Origin of the sequence: Brucella sp. NBRC 113783 (assembly GCF_040372265.1) — a bacterium.
Lineage (GTDB): Bacteria > Pseudomonadota > Alphaproteobacteria > Rhizobiales > Rhizobiaceae > Brucella > Brucella teleogrylli.
Genome location: NZ_BAABRX010000002.1, coordinates 23,455 through 45,006, shown reverse-complemented (window position 1 = coordinate 45,006; position 21,552 = coordinate 23,455). Strand labels below are relative to the sequence as shown.

The window sequence follows — 21,552 nt, the reverse complement described above, 5'->3', positions numbered from 1 at the left end:
CCTATCTATCCAGATCGTCCTCGGTATCGGGAGCTGCCAGTTCATCGATCACATTATGGAAATCGACGGCCTTGCTGAAATTGCGATAGACCGATGCAAACCGGATATAGGCAATATCATCCACACCCTTCAGCGCATCCATCGCCAGACGACCGATCTCGTCGGATGTCACCTCCGCCTCCCCCGAGCTTTCAAGCTGGCGAACAATTCCGGAAATCGCACGTTCGATACGCTCGCTGTCGACTTCGCGCTTGCGCAGCGCCACTTCGATGGAGCGGGTCAGCTTGTCACGATCGAAAGGCACACGGCGTCCGCTTTTCTTCACGACCATCAGGTCGCGAAGCTGGACACGTTCGAATGTGGTGAAGCGCCCGCCGCAAACCGAGCAGACACGACGCCGGCGAATGACCGCACCATCCTCCGCAGGACGGGAATCCTTCACTTGCGTATCTTCAGATTGGCAATAGGGACAACGCATGGAACTCTTTCACTCACTCTTCGAAGACTGATTCCTACAGATCATAGCTGATCTGCGCCAATCAACCTACCGAATGCGACACACCGGGTATGACGGGCAAAAAAGCCCCGCTCAACAGGGTTGAACGGGGCTTTTGAAATTCAGGCGATCAGGTTTACCCCTGATAGCCATACATCGGGAAACGGTCGGTCAAAGCAACGACCTTATCCTTCACAGCCTGTTCGACGGCGGCATTGCCTTCATCGGAATTAGCGACCTTCAAACCGTCGAGAACTTCGGCAATCAGCGAGCCGATTTCCTTGAATTCGGTTACGCCGAAACCGCGCGTGGTGCCGGCTGGTGTGCCGAGACGAACGCCGGAGGTGACAAACGGCTTTTCAGGGTCGAACGGAATACCGTTCTTGTTGCAGGTGATGTTGGCGCGACCGAGAGCGGCTTCCGCACGCTTGCCGGTTGCGTTCTTAGGACGCAGATCAACCAGCATCAGATGGTTATCGGTGCCGCCGGAAACGATATCGAGGCCATGCGACTTCAGTTCTTCCGAAAGTGCGCGCGCATTGTCGACGACGTTTTTGGCATAGAGCTTGAATTCTGGCTTCAGCGCTTCACCGAATGCAACAGCCTTACCGGCGATAACATGCATAAGCGGACCACCCTGAAGACCGGGGAACACAGCCGAGTTGATCTTCTTGGCAATGTCCGCATCGTTGGTCAGAATCATGCCGCCACGCGGGCCGCGCAGAGACTTGTGCGTCGTCGTCGTGCAGACATGGGCATGCGGGATCGGCGACGGATGCTGGCCACCGGCAACCAGACCGGCAATATGCGCCATATCGACCATGAGATAAGCGCCAACTTCATCGGCGATCTCGCGGAAACGCTTCCAGTCCCAGATGCGCGAATAAGCGGTGCCGCCAGCGAGAATCAACTTCGGCTTGTTTTCGCGGGCAAGGCGAGCCACTTCGTCCATGTCGAGCAGATGGTCGTCCTGACGGACGCCATAGGACACGACATTGAACCACTTGCCAGACATGTTGACCGGCGAACCATGCGTCAGGTGACCACCCGAATTGAGATCGAGACCCATGAAGGTGTCGCCCGGCTGCAGCAGAGCCAAGAACACGGCCTGATTCATCTGGCTACCGGAATTCGGCTGAACATTGGCGAATTCGCAGCCGAAGAGCTTCTTGGCGCGTTCGATTGCCAGTTCTTCCACCACGTCCACATACTGGCAGCCACCATAATAGCGCTTGCCCGGATATCCTTCGGCATATTTGTTGGTGAGGATGGAGCCCTGCGCTTCGAGAACAGCCCGCGAAACGATGTTTTCCGAGGCGATCAGCTCGATTTCATGGCGCTGACGACCGAGTTCGTTGCGAATTGCACCGAAAATTTCGGAATCGATGTCCTCGAGGCTTGCATTGAAGAAAGCGTCGGAAAACGCATTCTTGGCGGCGGCGTTGGCTTGAGACATTTTCACACCCTCCGGGTCAGCCGGTAAAAGCTATTGGATGAGGCGCATTATCACACTTGAATGCCCAAGGCCAATGGCCGCAAAGCGAAAAGCATGTTCCAAAATGCGGCAAACCGATTTGATATCGGTTTAACAACTAAAAAAGCCGCTCCGAATATTCGAGGCGGCTCTTTTTCAGTCGGAAATATCGAAAAATCAGGTGTCTGTACCAAGCGCCAGCGAGGCTGCGCCGTCCATCTTGTAAATGTCGTCGCGGAACTGCACGACACCATCACCCGTCGACCAGGCCGAAATGTACACGAAGTGCAGCGGCACGGGATCAGCAACCTGAATAGGCGTGTTGTTGCCCGTACGGATCGTTTCTTCGATGTTCTGGCGATCCCAGCCAGCGGTGTTTTTCAACAGCCAGACGTCCAGATCGCGAACATTCTGCACGCGCACGCAGCCCGACGAGTCGAAACGCATGAGCTTGTTGAAATAGCTCTTCTGCGGCGTGTCGTGCATGTAGACGGCATACTGGTTGTGGAAGTTGATCTTGGTCGAGGACATGGCGTTGATCTTGCCCGGGTCCTGACGGAACATCAGCTTCACGGCGTCGTCCGTGTTCCAGTCGATGCTTTCCGGCGGAACTTCCTGACCTGCCTGATTGTAGAGCCGGATCTTGTTCTTCGCCAGATATTGCGGGTCCTTCCGCATCAGCGGAATGATGTCCTTCTGGATGATGGACTTCGGCGCCGTCCAGTAAGGATTGAGAATGACTTCATGAATCTTCGAATTGAGGATTGGCGTCTGGCGGTCGATCTTGCCCACAACGGCGGTGTGGCGCTGCATGACGCTGCCATTTTCAACGGCTTCAATCCGCGCAGCCGGGATATTCACCATCACGAAACGCTGTTCCTGCATACCGGCGCTGACCAGCGGCGAAAGACGCTGCAAGTTGGTCTGGAGCTGGCCGAGGCGCGTATTCACGTCTACATTCATCGCGGCATAGGTGAACTGGCCCATCACGCCGTCTGCCGGCAGACCATGACGCGACTGGAAGCGCTTCACTGCGGCATCAACATAGGTGTCGAAGGCGTTGGAAAGACCAGCGCCCTGCGGCAGATCGCCAGAGACCATGAGGCGCTTGCGCAGATACTGGACCGACTGGTCATTCACGCCAAGCTGAAGCTTTGCATTGCCCGGAACGGTCGGCCAACCGCCGCGACCGGCAATATCGCTATATTGTGCAATGGCATTTTGAAGATTGCCGACAGTCTGCTGGCTCAGAACTGGCTGGTTGGTCGCAACCTTCTGGCCGCCTGTCGCGCGCGCATCGAACTGGTCATCCCAGTTACCGCGCCGCGGCGACGCGAGCACATCGTTAAAAGCCTGCTGTGCAAAGGACGACGTCGCAAAAGCCGAGGCTGCCACGGAAAGGCCAGCTGTTGCAGCACCGCGCAGGAAGCGGCGGCGGTCCACTTTGAAAGCTTCGGCATTCTTGTCAGTTTTGGTCATTTGCTTGGTCCCAAAAAGGCGCGCCGCTCATAGGTCAATGTCGGCGGCAGTCGTCCGAGAATATCAGCAACAGTGTTTCAAGGCGATAGCCGACCCGCAACCATATGCGCGCCCGCTTATATCTCCCGACCTGTTGGAAGATGGCACATTCTTGCCCGTACAGTCTTGAGAACTGCTTATGTCGGTTTTTATGGCTTAATCATGTCGCGCGGCCCAGTTTGCAAGCCACGCGCGTCAAGATCGAAGCATAATTGCTCATCCGCCTCAGCAAATGCAGGTCTGTTGTGTCCGTTCTGCAACAAACGCGCCCAAAGGCCGGTCCATTTATCAGAGACGGTAAGCGATGCTGTCGTTCCAGAAGCGGTCGAGACGCTGCAAGGACTTGTTCATCGCCATGAATTCTTCAACCTGAATTCCGCCGACCTGTTCGATGGACAGGACGTGACGTTCGTAAAGTGCTGCAACCTGATTGGCGATCTCATTGCCCTTGTCGGTCAGGCTGACGCGCACCGAACGGCGGTCGACACGCGAGCGCTGGTGATGAATGAAGCCCATTTCGACGAGCTTCTTGAGGTTGTAGGAAACATTCGAGCCGAGATAGTAACCGCGTGAGCGCAGTTCACCGGCGGTCAGTTCCGAATTACCAATGTTGAAAAGCAGCAGCGCCTGAGTTGCGTTGATGTCGAGCTGACCGTTGCGGTCGAACTCATCCTTCACAACATCGAGCAGACGGCGGTGCAGACGCTCCACTAGTTGAAGGGCTTCCAGATACAGGCTGCGGAGTGCGGCTTCCGGAGCATAGAGCGGAGCGTCGATTTTGCGCTGAGCATTCATCATTGTCTTTGCCTCTCTGTCGGAGCCGCATTCGGGAAATCCACGATGCCGCTCTCTTCCTGTTTTATGCAGCGATGTTTCTCGCTGTTCTGAGAGGACTTTAGGCGAGATGCATAAAATTCGACTTAAAAGTCAGACTTAACAGTAGCTTACCAAGGGGAATGCAAATTCAGGCTTAATGTTTACTTACCTGCGCCCGCAATCAGACCGGAATGCTGGCCTTTGCCTGCCGCCGTTTTTCCAGCACCAGCAACACGCGGAACACGATATAAACAAGGATGCAGACGGCGTTGAACGTGACCGTCAACGGCCTGCTTTCAAAGTTCCGTTCAAAGACCGAATAGATGCTGATCTCGCCGATTGCGGCCACGAACCAAAGCACCGGCCCCCAGGTTGCCCGCATCCAGAGACCCGTTGCGGCAACCGGCATTAATACCGCCAGCGCGACCACGGCGGTCTGCCACATCCATGGCATCAGATCGAACCGCCAGAGCAATCCCGGATGAATGCCGATGAGCCGCACCCAATAGAAAACGCCGCTTGCAAGCGCAGTCAGCGCCAGCAATCGAATGAACCATGTAAATGTCCATTCCAGGCCGCTCGGTTGCGTGTGCTGGCGCAACTCATCCATATGCATCAGCAATTCCTCATGAGAACGTCAGTTCCTTTTCGCCAAGATTGACGAAATAGGCGTTCACCTGTTCCGGTTTCACGTCCTCGATGGAAGCCGGTTGCCAGGATGGCGCGCCATCCTTGTCGATCAGAAGTGCCCGCACGCCTTCATAAAAGTCGTGCGCTTCCAGCATGCGGCTGGCAATGCGATATTCCATGCGCATGCAATCATCGAGATCGAGCGGGCGACCATCGGCGATCTGCCGGAAGGTCACCGCCACGCTGGTCGGCGACCGCGTTGCGATCACGTTCAGAATATCCGTCGCCGGTTTGCTGCCCGAAGCTGCGGCCTTGTCCAGCAGGTTCATGCAATCGGCAAGCGTCGCGCCGGAAAAGCATTCTTTGATCACATTCCGCGCTTCTGCCGGGGTTTCGAAATCGGGATACTGGCTGCGGGTCAATGCAGCGTCGATATCGGCCGTCGCGATGAGATCCTCGCGCACGTCGTTTAGATCGCTGGCTGCAACCGCATGGGTGGCAATTCCGCTCTGGAGGCAATCACCCCAGCGAATACGATTGCCCGTCAAGGCGAGATAATAGCCGAAATTGTCGTGGAGATGCGGCAGGAATGCGCTTCCTCCAACATCGGGAAAGAAACCGATTCCGGTTTCCGGCATGGCGAACATGGTGTTTTCGGTCACGATGCGATGCGAGCCGTGCACTGAAATGCCAGCGCCGCCGCCCATGATGATGCCGTTGATCAGCGAGATATAAGGCTTGGGGAAACGGCCAATGCGGGCATTGAGCCGATATTCATCGCGGAAAAATTCGTAAGCGGGCGTTCCCTCGCGGCCAGACTTGTAGGCAGCCACGACATCTCCACCGGCGCAGAATGCCCGGCCCTCGCCTTCCAGAATCACGCAGGCGACTTCGGGATCGTTTTCCCAGGCCTGCAATGCCCGATCGAGCGCCAGAATCATCTTGTGCGTCAGCGCGTTGAGCGCTGCGGTCCGCGTCAGCCTTACGAGACCGGCTTTTCCCTTGCGTTCGAAGCCGATTTCGTCGCCACCGCCAAAGTCAATCTGCATATCTTGTCTCCCGTTCCCCCAAATGGGTAGAAAGTGAGACGCCCCGCGTCAATCCCACACAGGCGAGAGTGGGCCAATCTTCTTGGTTTCACCACTTTTCCCGTGATAAACGGTGCGCATCCGAAGTCAGCCCTTTGATTGCATTTGCATCGCGGCTTCCATTCTCGGGAATAGTTCAATGAGCGACCGTCAATCCAAATATCTCCCCCCTCATATCGGCAGGCATGTCGATGACGTAACCGGCAGCCGCCGTTTGCGCCGTATGCGCAAGGCCGACTGGTCGCGCAGGCTGGTGCAGGAAACGCAGCTGACGGTGGACGATCTGATTCTGCCATTCTTCCTCACCTATGGAAACGGCGTTTCCGAACCTGTGGAAGCCATGCCGGGTGTGGAGCGCTATTCGGTTGATATGGCGGTGCGCATGGCGGAGAAAGCCGCTAAGCTCGGCATTCCAGCCATTGCCCCCTTCCCGCGCGAAAAGGCCGAAGTGAAGACGGATGACGGCGCCTTTGTCGCCAGCCCCGACAACCTGATCAATCGTGCAGTGCGGGCAATCAAGAAGGAAGTGCCGGAAATCGGCATCATTACCGACGCCGCGCTCGATCCGTTCACCACACATGGCCATGACGGCATTTTGCGCGATGGCGAAATCGTCAACGACGAATCCGTCGCGATGGTTGTTCGCGGCGCGCTTTCGCAGGCCGAGGCCGGTGCCGACATCATCGCCCCGTCCGATATGATGGATGGCCGTATCGGCGCGATACGTCAGGCGCTGGACGAGAACGGCTTTCATCATATTCCGATCATGTCCTATGCGACGAAATTCGCCTCGGCTTTCTACGGCCCTTATCGCGAGGCCATCGGCACGCAGGGCCTGCTGAAAGGCGACAAGAAGACCTATTATATCGACCCGGCCAATCCGGAAGAAGCCGTGCGCGAAGCCGAACAGGATATTGCCGAAGGCGCGGACATGCTGATGGTCAAGCCTGGCCTGCCCTATCTCGACATCATCCATCGCCTGAAAAGCGAATTCCGCCTACCGACCTATGCCTATCAGGTGTCGGGCGAGTATGCGATGATCAAGGCCGCCGGTATCAATGGCTGGATCGACGAAGAAAAAGTGATGATGGAAAGCCTGCTCGCTTTCAAGCGCGCCGGTTGCGACGGCATCCTCACCTATTTCGCGATTGAGGTCGCCGAAAAGCTGAAACAGCAGGGCTAATCTGACAGCGTTCCTTGAAACGGCCCATTTCATTTACCATGTTGGTATCGTTCCGCCCGGAAGGCGGAGCGACGCCGGACATTGTCTGTCTCCGGTTGTCTTTTTAAACGACTGGAAGGAAAAATGTCCGACCATATCCTGCACGGCGAGATCATGGCTCCGCGTTACGACAGCCGAGCTTTCTTCGAAGGCGTGCGTACGCGCCGGATGATGGCTTTTCTCATCGACTATCTCATTGTCTTTCTGCTGTGTATCCCGGCAGCAATCGTGATCGCGCTTTTCGGTATATTGACGCTCGGTATCGGCTGGATGCTCTATGGCATCATGTTCCCCATCGTCGCGCTGATCTATGTGTCGCGCACCATGGGCGGCCCGCAGCAGGCGACCAAGGGCATGCAGATGATGAATCTCAAGCTGGTTCGGCTTGAAGGCGGCACGGTGGACCCGATGCTCGCCATCGTCCATTCGGTGCTGTTCTGGGGCCTGAATGTCGTGCTGACGCCGCTGATCCTGCTGGCTACGCTGGTTCTCGACCGCAAACGCACGGTGCACGATCTCCTGCTCGGCACAGCGGTCATCCGCTCGGATCGTTAAGATCGGGGCCTATCAGGCTTAAGTTCAAAAAAATTCAGAGCCGGCTGCGCAAAATGCCACTTGACGTTTTGCGCCGTCGGTTCGATCCTTGTCCAATATCGTGATGGTTTCGGTATTGCCATTTCGTGGATATTGAATGACCCATCAACCGCAACAGTCTCCGCAGTTTTTCTTGACGGCACCCTCGCCCTGTCCGTATCTCGACGGTCAGATGGAGCGCAAAGTGTTTACGCATCTCGTGGGCGACAAGGCCAACGAGATCAACGATCTCCTGACCCAAGGCGGGTTTCGCCGATCCCAGAACATCGCCTATCGTCCGGCCTGCGAGCTTTGCCGCGCCTGCGTTTCCGTGCGCATTCTGGCGGGAGAGTTCGAGATGACGCGCAATATGCGCCGCGTCTGGAGCCAGAACCGCGATCTGGTCGGTCGCGTCCACAAGGCGCAACCCAGCACCGAGCAATATGCGCTGTTTCGCGATTATCTCGACGCGCGCCACCGTTCAGGCGGCATGTCGGACATGACCGTGCTTGATTATGCGATGATGGTTGAAGATACCCATGTCAACACGCAGATCATCGAGTATCGCCGTCGCGGCCCCGACAGTTTTATCGATCCGAAAGGCGATGGCGAGCTGATCGCCGTGGCACTGACCGATGTGATGGCCGACGGCCTTTCCATGGTCTATTCGTTCTTCTCACCGCATATGCATGACCGCTCGCTCGGCACCTATATGATTCTCGATCATATAGAGCGGGCGCGCGCGGCAGGCCTGCCGCATGTCTATCTCGGCTATTGGGTCGAGGGCTCGCGCAAGATGCAGTACAAAATTCGCTTCACACCGCAGGAACATCTCGGCCCTCGCGGTTGGCAGCGGTTTGAGGGGTAACGTCGCGTTTCCCCGAGCTTGTCGAAGGATCGACGCGCTGAGGGAAAACGCACAAGGTATACCCCTATCCCCTCACCCTTCGAGACGGTTCCCTTCGCTTCGCTCAGGGCACCTCCTCAGAATGAGGGGTGGTGCTATACCTGTCAGAACTTACCCGAACGTGGAAACCCCTTCGGAACAACGCGGCCGGCGGAAGCGCGTGCACCGATCCATTCGATGAGTTCTTCCTTGCTGCGCGTAAAGGTGCGTTCCGCCGAATCCTGCCATGACAGCCCTTCGGCAATTGCAAAAGTGCGGATATCGGACACGCCGCCATCCTTGTATTTTTGCAGGCGCACGCCCTTGCCGCGCGTCATTTCCGGGATTTCCGTCAGCGGGAAAACGACCATCTTGCGGTTTTCGCCGACGACGGCAATGTGATCGCCGGAAACGCGGGCGCAAATCTTCGCCTCGTCCGGAGCCTTTACATTCATCACCTGCTTGCCCTTGCGGGTGTTGGCGACGGCTTCGTTTTCCGGAACGATGAAACCATTGCCTTCATGCGAAACGAGCAGCAGCTTTGCCGACGGATCGTGCACGAAGGCCGTCAGGATATCCTGATCGTTTTCCATATCGACCAGAATGCGGATCGGCTCGCCATGGCCGCGACCGCCCGGAAGCGTATTCGCACCGATGGTGAAGAACTTGCCGCCTGTCGTGAAGAACAGAAGCTTGTCGGTGGTTTCCGCGTGGAAAGCCAGTTTGAGCTTGTCGCCCTCCTTGAAGGAAAGCGTCGAGAAATCGGCCATATGGCCCTTCATCGCGCGCAGCCAGCCCTTTTCCGATACGACGATTGTGACAGGCTCGCGCTCGATCATGGCATTGTGGATGTCTTCAAGATCGTGGGTCGGGGCTTCCGCGAAATTCGTGCGGCGCTTGCCGAGCTTGGTAGCAGGGCCGAATTTCTCGCGCACCGCCTTGATTTCGGTGCTGATCTTCTTCCACTGGCGCGTGCCGGAAGCGAGCAGTCCTTCCAAATCGGTCTTCTCGACGGTCAGAGCGTCGAACTCTTTGCGGATCTCGAATTCCTCGAGCTTGCGCAACGAACGCAGGCGCATATTGAGGATGGACTCGGCCTGAACATCGGTCAGTTCGAAGGCCCGCATCAATTCCTGCTTCGGCTCGTCTTCCTCGCGGATGATGCGGATAACCTCATCCAGATTGAGATAGGCGATCAGAAAGCCGCCGAGGATCTCCAGACGCCGCTCAATCTCGGCCAGACGATATTGCGAGCGGCGAACGAGAACTTCCTTGCGGTGTTCCAGCCATTCGCGCAACACGCCGCCCAGCGACAGCACATTCGGCACCTTGCCGTGCGACAGCACATTCATGTTGAGCGAAACGCGATTTTCAAGCTCGGTCAGCTTGAACAGCGATTCCATCAGCAGTTCAGGATCGACCGTGCGGTTCTTCGGCTCCAGAACGATGCGGATATCTTCCGCAGATTCATCGCGAATATCGTCAAGCAGCGGCAGCTTCTTGGCCAGCAGCAATTCGGCAATCTTCTCGATCAGGCGCGACTTCTGTACCTGATAGGGAATTTCGGTGACAACGATCACCCAGGTGCCGCGATTGCCCTCTTCTTTTTCCCACCGCGCGCGAACGCGGAAAGCACCGCGACCGGTGCGATAGGCTTCGACAATATTGCCGTGTTCTTCAACCAGAACACCGCCCGTCGGGAAATCCGGGCCGCGCACCTTGGCTTTCAAAAGTGCAGACGGATCCGTTTTCGCTTCCTGCTCGATTTCCGCATATTGCTCCGGCGAGGTGATGAGTTCTTCCACGCCCGCATCGGGATGGTTGATCAGATAAAGCGCCGAGGAGCACAGCTCCGCCACATTATGCGGCGGAATATTCGTGGCCATGCCAACCGCGATACCCGCCGAGCCATTGGCCAGCAGGTTTGGGAATGCGCCCGGCAGAACGATGGGCTCCTCGTCTTCCTCATTATAGGTCGGACGGAAATCGATGGCGTCCTCGGTGATGCCTTCGAGCAGCAGCGTCGCCACTTCGGTCATGCGCGCTTCGGTGTAACGCATGGCGGCGGCATTATCGCCGTCGATATTGCCGAAATTGCCCTGCCCGTCGACCAGCGGATAACGCACCGCGAAATCCTGCGCCAGTCGCACCAGCGCATCGTAAATCGACGCGTCGCCATGCGGATGGAACTTACCCATCACATCGCCCACGATACGCGCGCATTTCGCATAGGCCTGATCGGGATTGAGACGCAGCAAGCGCATGGCATGCATGATGCGGCGATGCACCGGCTTGAGACCGTCGCGCACGTCCGGCAGCGCACGATGCATGATCGTGGACAGCGCATAAGCGAGGTAACGTTCCTCGAGGGCCGATTTAAGATCGACCTTTTCGATGTGTTCTTCGCCGTCGCCCGGCGGAATCAGACTTTTTCCCATGCTTCTCAGTACCAAGTGCGCGATTCGTCAGCAAGCGTTCAGGAGAACTAAACCAGTACATTACAGTGCGGTTGCGCCAAATAGGACACGCAAAGCGCAAGGCTGCGCTTGAAATCCACTGCATAGTTGCACAAATCCAGATTGGAGTGTGCAACAGAGCGTCAGTCGCAAATCCGCCGCCATTTACACACTATAGAGCAACCGGAAACTAGTTTTCTCGTGCTGCAACCACAGGATTAGCAAATCTGGTTGTTAAATTAGAACATTTGCGCCTATGAATGCCGCACCCAAATCAAGAGATGAGCCAGGAGCTTCGAATGCAGGTTTTCGTCAACATCAAGCCAGCGGCGCGCATTTTTGCTGCAAGCACAGCGCTTTCGCTGATTTTCGGCAGCGCCGCCATGGCTGCGGATGCCAATGCCGTCGCCGAGCGTCTCAAGGCCCTCTACGAAAAGCAGGGCGGTGAACTGAGCTTTGCCAATGTAAAGGCCGACGGTTCGAATATCGTCCTCGAAGGCACCAAGGTCAAACTTGCCACGCTGTCTCCGAAAGACGTGGAAGTCGGCGATGTGACGCTTGAAGATGTTCAGGACGCACAGGATGGCGGCTTCACCATCGGACAGGTTGTCGTTCCCGACCTCACGCTCGACAGCACCGACGGCAAGAACGATCAGGCCTCCATCAAGGGCATGTCGATGCAGAACCTGCAGATTCCAGCCGAATCCGCCAAGGGTCCGCTCGACAGCATGGTTCTTTACGACAAGATGAAGATTGATGAACTCGCCTTCGGCAAGCCGGGCACGGATGGCGCCACGGTGAAGGGCATCGATGTCTCGCTCGACACGTCGAACAAGGCGGAAAAGATCGGTTACAGCGCCACTGTCGCCAGCATTGACGCCACCTTCGGCAAGGACGGCCAGAACCCGCTTGAGCCGCTGGGCATGAAGAGCCTTCAGGCCGCCGTCAACATGAAAGGTCAGTGGTCGCCGAAGTCGGGCGATGCCACCCTCGACCAGATGGAAGTTGATGCGCAGGACCTCGGCAAGATCAACATTACCGGCAGCCTTGGCGGTTACGATCTGGCCTTTGTCGAAGCCGTGCAGAAGACGCAGGAAGCAATGACCAAGTCGGACGCCGACAAGGACGCCGCCGGTCTTGCCATTCTCGGCCTCGCAGAACAGCTGAACCTCAAGAACCTGACGATCCGCTTTGACGATGCATCGCTGACCGAAAAGCTGCTGACCTATTATGCCAAGCAGCAGGGTTCGGACGCCAAGGCGCTTGGCGAACAGCTGAAGATGATGGTTCCGCTGATGGCCACGCAGCTGAAAAACCCGGATTTCGCCCAGCAGCTGAAAGCGGCATCGGACAAGTATTTCTCCGATCCGAAGTCTCTGACGCTGAGCGCCTCGCCTGACCAGCCGGTCACCTTCGCATCGATCGTTGCAACCGCCTCGCTCGATCCAACGAAGATCATCCAGCTGTTGAAGGTCGGCATCGACGCCAACAACTAAAATCGAAGAAGCCCGGTGAATGCACCGGGCTTTTTTCCGAGATTTGATCCAAAATAAAAAACCCGGCTCAAAGGCCGGGTTTTTTGTTCTCTGAAAAAGAGCTTAGCTCTTCTGAGCCTGGGGAGCCAAACGGATATGAAGATCGCGCAGCTGGGCTGGCGTCACTTCCGAAGGCGCGTTCATCAGAAGATCGAGCGCCTGCTGGTTCATCGGGAACAGCGAGATTTCACGCAGGTTCTTTGCACCGACCAGCAGCATGATGACGCGGTCGATACCGGCAGCCATGCCGCCATGCGGAGGCGCGCCGTACTGGAACGCACGGTAGAGACCGCCGAAACGATCTTCCACATCCTGCTGGCTGAGGCCGACCTTTTCGAAGGCCTTGACCATGACGTCCGGCAGCTGGTTACGGATCGAGCCCGAGGCGATTTCGAAGCCGTTGCAGACGAGATCGTACTGATAGGCCTTGATGGCGAGCGGGTCCTGATTTTCCAGCGCATCCAGACCGCCCTGCGGCATGGAGAACGGGTTGTGCGCGAAGTCGAGCTTCTTGTTGTCTTCGTCCCATTCGTAGAACGGGAAGTCGATGATCCAGGCCAGTTCGAAACGCTCGCGGTCAACGAGGTTCAGTTCTTCGCCTGCACGGGTGCGCGCATCGCCAGCGAACTTGTAGAACTTCGACGGTTGGCCAGCCACGAAGAAGCAGGCGTCGCCATCGTCGAGGCCCATCTGCACACGGATTGCTTCGGTGCGTTCTTCGCCGATGTTCTTGGCGATTGGGCCAGCGCCTTCAAGCTTGTCGCCTTCCTTGCGCCAGAAGATATAGCCAAGACCCGGCTGACCTTCGCTCTGCGCCCAGGAATTCATGCGGTCGCAGAATGCTCTGGAGCCGCCGGTCTTGGCCGGAATGGCCCAGACTTCGACCTTGGGATCATTAGCGATCATGTTCGCGAAGACCTTGAAACCGGAACCCGCGAAATGATCGGTCACAGCCTGCATTTCGATCGGGTTGCGCAGATCCGGCTTGTCGGAACCATAGGTGCGGATCGCGTCGTCATAGGCGATACGGCGGAACTTCTGCGTCACCGGCTTGCCTTCGGCAAATTCTTCGAAAATGCCGCGCATGACCGGTTCCATCGTTTCCCAGATTTCTTCCTGGGTCACGAAGCTCATTTCAAGGTCGAGCTGGTAGAATTCGCCCGGCAAGCGGTCAGCGCGCGGGTCTTCGTCGCGGAAGCAAGGCGCAATCTGGAAGTAGCGGTCGAAACCGGCAACCATCAGAAGCTGCTTGTACTGCTGCGGCGCCTGCGGCAGCGCGTAGAACTTGCCTTCGTGAATACGACTTGGCACGAGGAAGTCGCGTGCGCCTTCCGGCGACGAGGCCGTCAGGATCGGCGTGGTGAACTCGTTGAAGCCGATTTCGGTCATGCGGCGACGCATCGCGGCAATGATCTTGGTGCGGCTCATAATGTTCTTGTGCAGCGTTTCGCGGCGCAGATCGAGGAAGCGATACTTCAGGCGGATATCTTCCGGATAATCCGGCTCGCCGAAGACAGGCAGCGGCAGTTCCTTGGCTGCGGCCAGAACTTCGATCTCGGTCGCGAAGATTTCGACTTCGCCGGTCGGCAGGTTCGCATTGACCGCATCACCTGCGCGGGCCTTCACTTCACCATCGACGCGGATGACCCACTCGCCGCGAACCGTTTCGGCAACCTTGAAAGCGGGCGAATCGGGATCGGCCACAATCTGGGTAATGCCGTAATGATCGCGAAGATCGATGAAGAGAATGCCGCCATGGTCACGGACGCGGTGAACCCAGCCGGACAGACGAACGTTCGAACCGACGTCCGTTTTGCGAAGGGCTGCGCAGGTATGGCTGCGGTAACGATGCATGATTTCTGCCTTTTGGAATAAGATAAGTAAGTGCTTACTTATGATAGGAAGCGCTATAATTTCTGGCGGAAAAGCGCATTTTGACCGGGTTTTGTCAAGCCTGCACTGTCTGCGAGGGGCCAGCTTCTGGCCGCTTGACGCAACGTATCGACAAAAAACACGATTTGCACTTGTTATGCTATCGCTTTTGCGCATTCTTTCGGGACAATCAATGTCGCTTTGTCTAAAAGAAACTTATGCAACTCATCACGACCACAGAGGCCCTTGAAGAGGCCGTATCCGCCCTATCCAAGTCAGATTTCGTCACTGTCGACACGGAGTTCATCCGCGAAACGACGTTCTGGCCGGAATTGTGCCTTATCCAGATGGCTTCGCCGGATCACACCGCGCTGGTGGATGCGCTTGCGCCCGGTCTCGACCTTGCACCCTTCTTCCGCCTGATGGCGGACGAGAAAATCGTCAAGGTTTTCCATGCTGCGCGGCAGGATATCGAAATCGTGTTTCATCTTGGCGATCTCATCCCGTCTCCTGTCTTCGACAGTCAAGTCGCGGCGATGGTCTGCGGTTTCGGCGATGCGATTTCCTACGACCAGTTGGTCCAGAAAGTCACCGGCAAGCATCTCGACAAGTCGTCACGCTTCACCGACTGGCGGCGGCGTCCGCTTTCGGACAAGCAACTCGACTATGCGCTGGCCGATGTCACCTATCTGCGCGATATCTATCTCTATCTGAAGGAAGAACTTCAGAAGGAAGGTCGCAGCGAATGGGTGAACGAGGAAATGGCGGTTCTGACCGCCCGCGAAACCTATGATCTGCATCCGGACGACGCATGGCGGCGTGTGAAGGCCCGCGTGCGCAAGCCGATCGAACTAGCCATCATGCAATCCGTTGCTGCATGGCGCGAGCGGGAAGCGCGCGAACGCAACGTGCCGCGTGGCCGTATCATCAAGGACGACACGATTGCCGAAATCGCGCAGCAGCAGCCGCGTGATGCCGAAGCGCTTGGTCGTCTGCGTTCGATCCCGAAGGGTTGGGAACGCTCTGCACAGGCCGCCGGTCTGGTCGCCGCAATTCAGTCAGCGCTCGCTATTCCGAAGGAAGACCTGCCGAAGCTGCCGAAGCCGTCGCATTCGCCGGAAGGCAGCGCCGCCGCAGCCGATCTTCTGAAGGTTCTGCTGAAGCTGGTGACAGAAGAACACGGCGTTGCCGCCAAGATCGTCGCCAGTTCGGATGATATCGACAAGATTGCAGCCGAAGGCGATGAAGCGAAAGTGCAGGCCTTGCAAGGCTGGCGTCGCGAAGTGTTCGGTCAAAAGGCACTGGACCTGATCGACGGCAAGATCGGCATCAAGTTCGAGAACCGCCGTATTCGGGCGGTGGAATTAGGGGAGTAAGGGAATAAGGCAGTAGGGGAATAGGTGAAAAGGGCTGTATAAACATACTCCCCTATTCCCTTACTCCCTTATTCCCCTCCCTTGTCGCCAATCGCAAAATACAGGTTCTTGCCCGTCAATTTGGCAAGCTGCTGCAGGCGACCTTCCGGGCGGTCCGAGACAAGATCGGCAAGATCGCCCGGCACGACCAGCGCAATGCCGTTTTCTTCCTCACGCCAATAGAGGCGTGGAATGACACCCGGCATCGATGCCGACAAAAGATAGACGACGCGTAGCAATGCACCGAGCAGTTTGGCCCTTTCGCGCAGGCGCGGTGTGGCAAGCTGCACGATTTCCGGCGCAATCTCGTCTTCGATCAGCCCTTCATGACGATAGTAATTGGCCAGCGCCATATAGGAACGGCCCGGATGGTCGATGCCGCCGAACGAGCCGTGAGCAATGATGTTCAGCGCCTGCGAACCGCGATAATCGGGATGCGCGCGCCAGCTTATATCCGCCACAAGACATGCGGCTTCGCGATAACGCGCCTCATCCTCGGTTTCATCAAAGCCCAGTTGCGGCAATGAAAGCGTCGTCCAGACGGCAAGTTCACGCGCATGGCGTGGCGAACGCGACCGCAGGATCGCCAGTTCTTCCGCAGAAGCCAGCAATGGGTCGAGTTTCTGCTCATTCTTCGGCAACAGCGAATAGAGATATCCTTCGCGCACGCCCAATGCCGAGAAAACGATCTTAGATGGCTTCATGCGGCGGATGGTTTCCAGCATCACGGTCGCGCCGTAAGACAGAAGCTGGCGACGGTTCTTCGATACCGCTTCAATACCGCGCATCGTGTCGATATTGCCCTTGGCGACGCGCTTGAGGAAACTCTGCGCCTCAACCGGGTCCATCTCGTAGCCATGCATGACCAGCAGCGGATAATGCTTCGCGGTCATATGCAGCTTGGCAAGGTTACGCCACGTGCCGCCGACCGCATAGAAAACCTGCCCCTGATGCATTTCAAGCAGCGTCGCCTTTGCAAGCTCCGTGCGTGTGATCTTCGCAGCTTCCGTCAGCTTTTCGTCGGACATGTCCTGAAGGCGCAAGCCGCCGAGCGGCAGGGTGATGCCCTCGCCGATATCGTGATCGTTGACGGCCACCAGCTCAAGGCTGCCGCCACCGAGATCGCCCGCTACGCCCTGGGGCTTGTGGAAGCCGGAAATGATCCCCAGCGCCGAATAATAGGCTTCTTCCTTGCCGGACAGAACTTCAATGTGCCGTCCAAGAATGGCCTCGGCCTGCGCGATGAAATCAGGTCCGTTCTTCGCTTCGCGCGCGGCAGCTGTCGCCAGCGCGTGCACGGAAACGGCGCCAGCCTGTTCGGCCAGCGCACGGAAGCGCCGCAAGGCGCGCAGCGCAATATCGACGGACTTGTCGTTGAGCCGACCTGTCTTGGCCAGCCCCTTGCCGAGACCGCAAAGGAGTTTTTCGTTGAAAAGCACCGTCGGTGAACGGACGATACCTTCGTAAATGACGAGACGGATCGAATTCGAGCCGATGTCAATGACCCCGATGGGCTTGAGACCCTTCAGACGGCCTTGTGCTATAGCTGGGCTCATGCAGTCGTTTTTCTTTCCGCCTGCGCACGCTTGCGATGTGCGATGAGGCGGGGGGCCGAAGACTTCAGCGACTTTCCGCGACCCGAAAGGCTAGGATTGGTCATGAAATATTCCTGCGCGTTGAAAGCTTCCTCTCCTTCTTCTTTTTCTATCCGGCGAGAGGTGCCATCCGCAAGTAGCTGATAGCTCTGTTGGTTATCAATTATGTTGGCAAACATGATTTGTGATAAAATTTGTTGATGAACTGTTGCGTTGGTGATGGGTACTAAAGTCTCCACACGGCGGTCGAGATTGCGCGGCATCATATCGGCGGAACCAATATAGACAATCGCCTTGTCGGACGGCAGATCATGCCCGTTTCCAAAGCAGAAAACGCGGCTATGCTCGAGAAAACGCCCCACAATCGACTTGGCGCGAATATTGTCGGACAGGCCGGGAACACCCGGCCGCAGGCAGCAAATGCCACGCACCACCAGATCAATATGAACGCCCGCCTGGCTTGCCTTGTAGAGCGCATCAATAATCTGTGGATCGACCAGCGAATTCATCTTCATCCAGATCGCCGCCGGTCGCCCGGCCTTCGCATGCACCACTTCATCCTCAATGTGCTTGATGATACGCGCGCGCAAGGTGAAGGGCGAAATGGCGATTTTCATTTCCTCGGCGGGCTGGGCATAGCCGGTGATGAAATTGAAGATATGCGCCACATCGCGGGCAATATCCGCATCCGAGGTGAAGAAGGATAGATCCGTATAAATGCGCGCGGTGATCGGGTGATAATTGCCGGTGCCCAGATGCACATAGGAGCGCAATTTCTGATCTTCGCGCCGCACGACAAGCGACATTTTTGCGTGCGTCTTCAATTCGATAAAGCCGAACACCACCTGCACGCCCGCGCGTTCGAGATCGCGCGCCCAGCGAATATTGGCTTCTTCATCGAAGCGCGCCTTCAGCTCGACCAGCGCCGTCACCGACTTTCCCGCTTCCGCCGCATCGACCAGCGCACGCACAATCGGGCTGTCGTTGGAGGTGCGGTAGAGCGTCTGCTTGATGGCCAGCACATCCGGGTCCGCCGCCGCCTGACGCAGGAACTGCACCACAACGTCGAAGGATTCATAAGGGTGGTGAACCACGATATCCTTTTCGCGAATCGCGGCAAAGCAATCGCCGCCATGTTCGCGGATACGTTCTGGGAAACGCGGATTGTAGGACACGAATTTCAGGTCATCGCGCGGGATCGAAACGATTTCCGAGATCATGTTGAGCGCCAGAAGTCCTTCATGCACGCTGACACGATTTTCGGAGACGCCAAGTTCGGTCGCCACAAAGACGCGCAGGGCTTCCGGCATTTCGCCATCGAATTCGATACGGATCACCTGACCGCGACGGCGGCGCTTCAGCGCCGTTTCGAAGAGACGCACGAGGTCTTCGGCTTCTTCTTCAACTTCAATATCGCTGTCGCGAATAATGCGGAATGTGCCTGCGCCGCGCACCTCATAACCAGGGAACAGCCGCCCGATAAACAGGCTCACCGCATCTTCAATGGTGATGACACGATAGACGTTTTGTTGGTCTGTCGGCAGCTGGATGAAACGCTTCAGAGCCACCGGAATGCGCAGCAGCGCAGTCATCGGGTGATTGTCGGCGCGACGCGCCAGCTGCAAGGCAATTGAGAAGCCCAGATTCGGAATGAACGGGAAAGGATGAGCCGGATCGATGGAGAGCGGCGTCAAAACCGGGAAGATCGTTTCAAGAAAATGGCTTTCCAGCCATTCCTTTTCCGAATCCGACAAGCCCGACGGGCGAACGATGTCGATATTTTCCTGCACCAGTTCATCACGCAAAATGCGGAAACGACCCTGTTGCTCGGCCTGCAAACGGCTCACTTCATCCAGAACGAAATCGAGCTGCTCCTGTGGCGTACGACCATCGGCACTGCGCAGCGCTACACCGGCCCGCACCTGTCCGGCAAGACCGGCAATGCGCACCATGAAAAATTCATCGAGATTGGTGGCCGAAATAGACAGAAAACGCAGGCGCTCCAGTAAGGGCTGGCGCATATTGGCCGCCTCGTCCAGAACGCGACGGTTGAACTGGAGCCAGGAAAACTCACGATTAACGAAGCGATCCGCGCTGTTCATCAGCTCCGCGATCTTATCTTCATTCAAAGCTTTGTGAGCATCGGGAGCGTTTTGCATGTCCGAACCGATATCGGAGGTGCGGGCTGGTTCAGCTGTCATCTCATGAGCCCCGTTCTGGGTTTCGCTTGCCAACGCACTGTTTTCGTTCATTTTTCCTAATCCGGCATCTGCCGGAACGAACCGGCGCATCGCAAAGCCTATGGCTGTCACATGACAGTTTGATAGCAAATCACTTAAATATCCCTAGAATTGATGAAAACGCTTCCGGAAACAAGCGTTTCGCGGTAAACGCAAGCAGAGTTTTGAGCGCGCTGGTCTGAGGCGTGCTATATACCGCGAACGACAGCCCGGAGCGTATTATGTCCGATCACATCATTCCTCATTTCCAGAACGACGCCGGCCATAATGCCATTGAAATCGGCGTAAAGGAATTCATGTGCGTCGGCGCAAACCCGCCTTTCGACCATCCGCATGTCTTCCTCGACATGGGCGATGAAAGCGAAGTGGTCTGCCCGTATTGCTCGACCCTTTATCGCTACAATGCCAAGCTGCATGCCGACGAAACCGTCCCGTCAGGCTGCACCTACGACGCCCCAGCCGACAAAGCGGCCTGATCGGCGTCTGTTAAAGCCCATCTCGTCACAGCATTGGGCAAGAAGACCGATATGGGCAAAGGCCACATATTGATAGCAGGAGCCGGTGTCGCGGGATTGAGCTCGGCGCTGGAACTTGCAGCACGGGGCTGGACCATCCGGCTCATCGAGAAAGCCTCAGCTCTTTCTGAAGTCGGTGCGGGCCTGCAGCTGGCCCCCAACGCCATGCGTCACCTCGAACGCCTCGGTATCGCCGACAGCTTGGCTTCCCACGCCGTAACACCTGAAAAGCTCTACCTCGTTGACGGGCGCAAGGCGCGTCCCTTGCTTGCGATGGAGCTGGGCGACAGGGCTTTTAAGCGCTGGCATCATGCCTATGTGGTCTGCCATCGTGCCGATTTGCAATCGGCCCTGTTGCAAGCTTGCGCGGAAAACCCGGCGATCCAGATCAGTCTCGGCAGCGAAATCCTCGATCATAGCGCTCGCGACAAGGGCATCGTGGCGACTGTCAAAAGTGAAAGCGGAACGGAGACCATCGAGGCCGATTATCTGATCGCCTGCGATGGAGTCTGGTCTGTCGAGCGCGCACTTGCCAGTTATGACAAGGCGCGGTTCAGCGGCCATATTGCGTGGCGCGCAACATTGGCAACCAATGCCCTGCCCGCCTCTTTTCTGAGCGCTCTTCCCGTACGCAAGGCCGTATCGGCCTGGCTCGGCCCGAGGATTCATTTCATCGCCTATCCCGTCAAAGCCGGGACATTCTTCAATTTCGTTGCCATAACGGCAGGTGAAAATGCGGGCGAAAACTGGTCCAGAACAGGCGACCGCGCAAAGCTGCAAGCCGCCTATCGGGATTGGGCCAAGCCGGTTCGCGATGTTCTGGCAACTGCCGAAGATTGGACCTATTGGCCGCTTTTCGAAATGTCGGAACCGCAGTTTCTGGGGCCGAACCGCACCATATTTCTGGGCGATGCGTCTCACGCCGTCACGCCCTTTGCCGCGCAAGGTGCGGCAATGGCGATCGAAGACGCCGCCGCCATTGCCGAAGCGCTTGATGCCGCCGATCAATCGGTGGGACTGCACCGCTTCGAAACCGTCCGCAAGGAACGGATCGCGGCGGTCGCCAAACGCGGCCAGCTTAACCGCTTTGCCTATCACGCCACCGGACCAATGGCGCTTGGCCGCAACATGCTGTTTGCCTTGCGCCGCCCGGATACTTTCCTGAAGGATCTGGACTGGCTCTATGGCTATGATGCGGTTGCGGCCATTCGCGGATAGTCG

General features: G+C 57.0%; 17 protein-coding genes. 7 read left to right on the top strand and 10 right to left on the bottom strand.

Features of this window, described 5'->3' with window-relative positions:
- Position 1: 1 nt before the first annotated feature.
- The 6 genes from nrdR to ABWW11_RS05505 form a co-directional block, all read right to left on the bottom strand.
- A complete protein-coding gene (gene nrdR / locus ABWW11_RS05530) occupies positions 2 to 478 on the bottom strand; it encodes a transcriptional regulator NrdR (protein WP_109368729.1) in 477 nt (158 codons plus the stop codon).
- 154 nt (positions 479 to 632) lie between these two features.
- Complete coding sequence (glyA, locus tag ABWW11_RS05525) at positions 633 to 1,952, bottom strand: serine hydroxymethyltransferase (RefSeq protein ID WP_109368728.1); 1,320 nt, start codon at positions 1,950 to 1,952, stop codon at positions 633 to 635.
- A gap of 195 nt (positions 1,953 to 2,147) precedes the next feature.
- Positions 2,148 to 3,449: a L,D-transpeptidase family protein gene (locus ABWW11_RS05520; protein ID WP_109368727.1), complete on the bottom strand. Its 1,302-nt coding sequence runs from the start codon at positions 3,447 to 3,449 to the stop codon at positions 2,148 to 2,150.
- A gap of 327 nt (positions 3,450 to 3,776) precedes the next feature.
- On the bottom strand, positions 3,777 to 4,286 hold the full coding sequence (gene ldtR, locus ABWW11_RS05515) for a transcriptional regulator LdtR (protein ID WP_078340499.1): 510 nt from the start codon (positions 4,284 to 4,286) through the stop codon (positions 3,777 to 3,779).
- Positions 4,287 to 4,485: 199 nt separating this feature from the next.
- The gene (locus ABWW11_RS05510) at positions 4,486 to 4,920 is read right to left on the bottom strand and encodes a DUF6163 family protein (protein ID WP_171317765.1); all 435 of its coding nucleotides are present in this window, start codon (positions 4,918 to 4,920) and stop codon (positions 4,486 to 4,488) included.
- A gap of 10 nt (positions 4,921 to 4,930) precedes the next feature.
- Complete coding sequence (locus tag ABWW11_RS05505; RefSeq protein ID WP_109368725.1) at positions 4,931 to 5,983, bottom strand: enoyl-CoA hydratase/isomerase family protein; 1,053 nt, start codon at positions 5,981 to 5,983, stop codon at positions 4,931 to 4,933.
- Positions 5,984 to 6,161: 178 nt separating this feature from the next.
- On the opposite strand from ABWW11_RS05505, the gene hemB reads away from it, so the two are divergent.
- From hemB to ABWW11_RS05490, 3 genes are all read left to right on the top strand, one after another.
- Positions 6,162 to 7,205: a porphobilinogen synthase gene (gene hemB, locus ABWW11_RS05500; protein WP_319080466.1), complete on the top strand. Its 1,044-nt coding sequence runs from the start codon at positions 6,162 to 6,164 to the stop codon at positions 7,203 to 7,205.
- A gap of 123 nt (positions 7,206 to 7,328) precedes the next feature.
- Complete coding sequence (locus ABWW11_RS05495; RefSeq protein ID WP_124915611.1) at positions 7,329 to 7,799, top strand: RDD family protein; 471 nt, start codon at positions 7,329 to 7,331, stop codon at positions 7,797 to 7,799.
- A gap of 136 nt (positions 7,800 to 7,935) precedes the next feature.
- Positions 7,936 to 8,685: an arginyltransferase gene (locus ABWW11_RS05490; protein WP_109368722.1), complete on the top strand. Its 750-nt coding sequence runs from the start codon at positions 7,936 to 7,938 to the stop codon at positions 8,683 to 8,685.
- Between the two features lie 143 nt (positions 8,686 to 8,828).
- Here ABWW11_RS05490 and parC read toward each other — a convergent pair whose 3' ends face one another.
- On the bottom strand, positions 8,829 to 11,141 hold the full coding sequence (gene parC, locus ABWW11_RS05485; protein WP_319080467.1) for a DNA topoisomerase IV subunit A: 2,313 nt from the start codon (positions 11,139 to 11,141) through the stop codon (positions 8,829 to 8,831).
- Positions 11,142 to 11,458: 317 nt separating this feature from the next.
- Here parC and ABWW11_RS05480 point away from each other — a divergent pair, with 317 nt between their 5' ends.
- The gene (locus ABWW11_RS05480) at positions 11,459 to 12,655 is read left to right on the top strand and encodes an aq_1923 C-terminal domain (protein WP_121535715.1); all 1,197 of its coding nucleotides are present in this window, start codon (positions 11,459 to 11,461) and stop codon (positions 12,653 to 12,655) included.
- Positions 12,656 to 12,757: 102 nt separating this feature from the next.
- Here the strand turns inward: ABWW11_RS05480 and aspS are convergent, their stop codons facing one another.
- Entirely contained in the window at positions 12,758 to 14,548 is a 1,791-nt protein-coding gene (gene aspS, locus ABWW11_RS05475; RefSeq protein ID WP_319080468.1) for an aspartate--tRNA ligase, read from the bottom strand.
- A 236-nt stretch (positions 14,549 to 14,784) separates the two neighbouring features.
- On the opposite strand from aspS, the gene rnd reads away from it, so the two are divergent.
- Positions 14,785 to 15,942, top strand: a complete 1,158-nt coding sequence (gene rnd, locus ABWW11_RS05470) for a ribonuclease D (protein ID WP_109368718.1) — start codon at positions 14,785 to 14,787, stop codon at positions 15,940 to 15,942.
- 68 nt (positions 15,943 to 16,010) lie between these two features.
- On the opposite strand, the gene ppx is transcribed toward rnd, so the two are convergent.
- Together ppx and ABWW11_RS05460 are read right to left on the bottom strand one after the other, a co-directional pair.
- On the bottom strand, positions 16,011 to 17,537 hold the full coding sequence (ppx, locus tag ABWW11_RS05465) for an exopolyphosphatase (protein ID WP_109368717.1): 1,527 nt from the start codon (positions 17,535 to 17,537) through the stop codon (positions 16,011 to 16,013).
- Positions 17,534 to 19,777, bottom strand: a complete 2,244-nt coding sequence (locus tag ABWW11_RS05460) for an RNA degradosome polyphosphate kinase (RefSeq protein ID WP_413464688.1) — start codon at positions 19,775 to 19,777, stop codon at positions 17,534 to 17,536. Before ABWW11_RS05460 ends, ppx begins: the two co-directional genes overlap by 4 nt.
- Positions 19,778 to 20,037: 260 nt before the next feature.
- Here ABWW11_RS05460 and ABWW11_RS05455 point away from each other — a divergent pair, with 260 nt between their 5' ends.
- Together ABWW11_RS05455 and ABWW11_RS05450 are read left to right on the top strand one after the other, a co-directional pair.
- Positions 20,038 to 20,292, top strand: coding sequence for a zinc-finger domain-containing protein (locus ABWW11_RS05455; protein WP_109368715.1), 255 nt, complete (start codon positions 20,038 to 20,040; stop codon positions 20,290 to 20,292).
- Between the two features lie 51 nt (positions 20,293 to 20,343).
- Entirely contained in the window at positions 20,344 to 21,549 is a 1,206-nt protein-coding gene (locus tag ABWW11_RS05450; protein WP_319080469.1) for an FAD-binding protein, read from the top strand.
- Positions 21,550 to 21,552: the final 3 nt, after the last annotated feature.

Excerpts from the sequence above, each read along its gene's own strand:
- ldtR (WP_078340499.1), bottom strand. The coding sequence starts at position 4,286 with ATGATGAATGCTCAGCGCAAAATCGACGCTCCGCTCTATGCTCCGGAA.
- ABWW11_RS05455 (WP_109368715.1), top strand. The coding sequence starts at position 20,038 with ATGTCCGATCACATCATTCCTCATTTCCAGAACGACGCCGGCCATAAT.
- ABWW11_RS05450 (WP_319080469.1), top strand. The coding sequence starts at position 20,344 with ATGGGCAAAGGCCACATATTGATAGCAGGAGCCGGTGTCGCGGGATTG.
- ABWW11_RS05520 (WP_109368727.1), bottom strand. The coding sequence starts at position 3,449 with ATGACCAAAACTGACAAGAATGCCGAAGCTTTCAAAGTGGACCGCCGC.
- ABWW11_RS05510 (WP_171317765.1), bottom strand. The coding sequence starts at position 4,920 with ATGCATATGGATGAGTTGCGCCAGCACACGCAACCGAGCGGCCTGGAA.
- nrdR (WP_109368729.1), bottom strand. The coding sequence starts at position 478 with ATGCGTTGTCCCTATTGCCAATCTGAAGATACGCAAGTGAAGGATTCC.
- aspS (WP_319080468.1), bottom strand. The coding sequence starts at position 14,548 with ATGCATCGTTACCGCAGCCATACCTGCGCAGCCCTTCGCAAAACGGAC.
- ppx (WP_109368717.1), bottom strand. The coding sequence starts at position 17,537 with ATGAGCCCAGCTATAGCACAAGGCCGTCTGAAGGGTCTCAAGCCCATC.
- ABWW11_RS05480 (WP_121535715.1), top strand. The coding sequence starts at position 11,459 with ATGCAGGTTTTCGTCAACATCAAGCCAGCGGCGCGCATTTTTGCTGCA.
- hemB (WP_319080466.1), top strand. The coding sequence starts at position 6,162 with ATGAGCGACCGTCAATCCAAATATCTCCCCCCTCATATCGGCAGGCAT.
- glyA (WP_109368728.1), bottom strand. The coding sequence starts at position 1,952 with ATGTCTCAAGCCAACGCCGCCGCCAAGAATGCGTTTTCCGACGCTTTC.
- rnd (WP_109368718.1), top strand. The coding sequence starts at position 14,785 with ATGCAACTCATCACGACCACAGAGGCCCTTGAAGAGGCCGTATCCGCC.
- ABWW11_RS05505 (WP_109368725.1), bottom strand. The coding sequence starts at position 5,983 with ATGCAGATTGACTTTGGCGGTGGCGACGAAATCGGCTTCGAACGCAAG.
- ABWW11_RS05490 (WP_109368722.1), top strand. The coding sequence starts at position 7,936 with ATGACCCATCAACCGCAACAGTCTCCGCAGTTTTTCTTGACGGCACCC.
- parC (WP_319080467.1), bottom strand. The coding sequence starts at position 11,141 with ATGGGAAAAAGTCTGATTCCGCCGGGCGACGGCGAAGAACACATCGAA.
- ABWW11_RS05460 (WP_413464688.1), bottom strand. The coding sequence starts at position 19,777 with ATGACAGCTGAACCAGCCCGCACCTCCGATATCGGTTCGGACATGCAA.
- ABWW11_RS05495 (WP_124915611.1), top strand. The coding sequence starts at position 7,329 with ATGTCCGACCATATCCTGCACGGCGAGATCATGGCTCCGCGTTACGAC.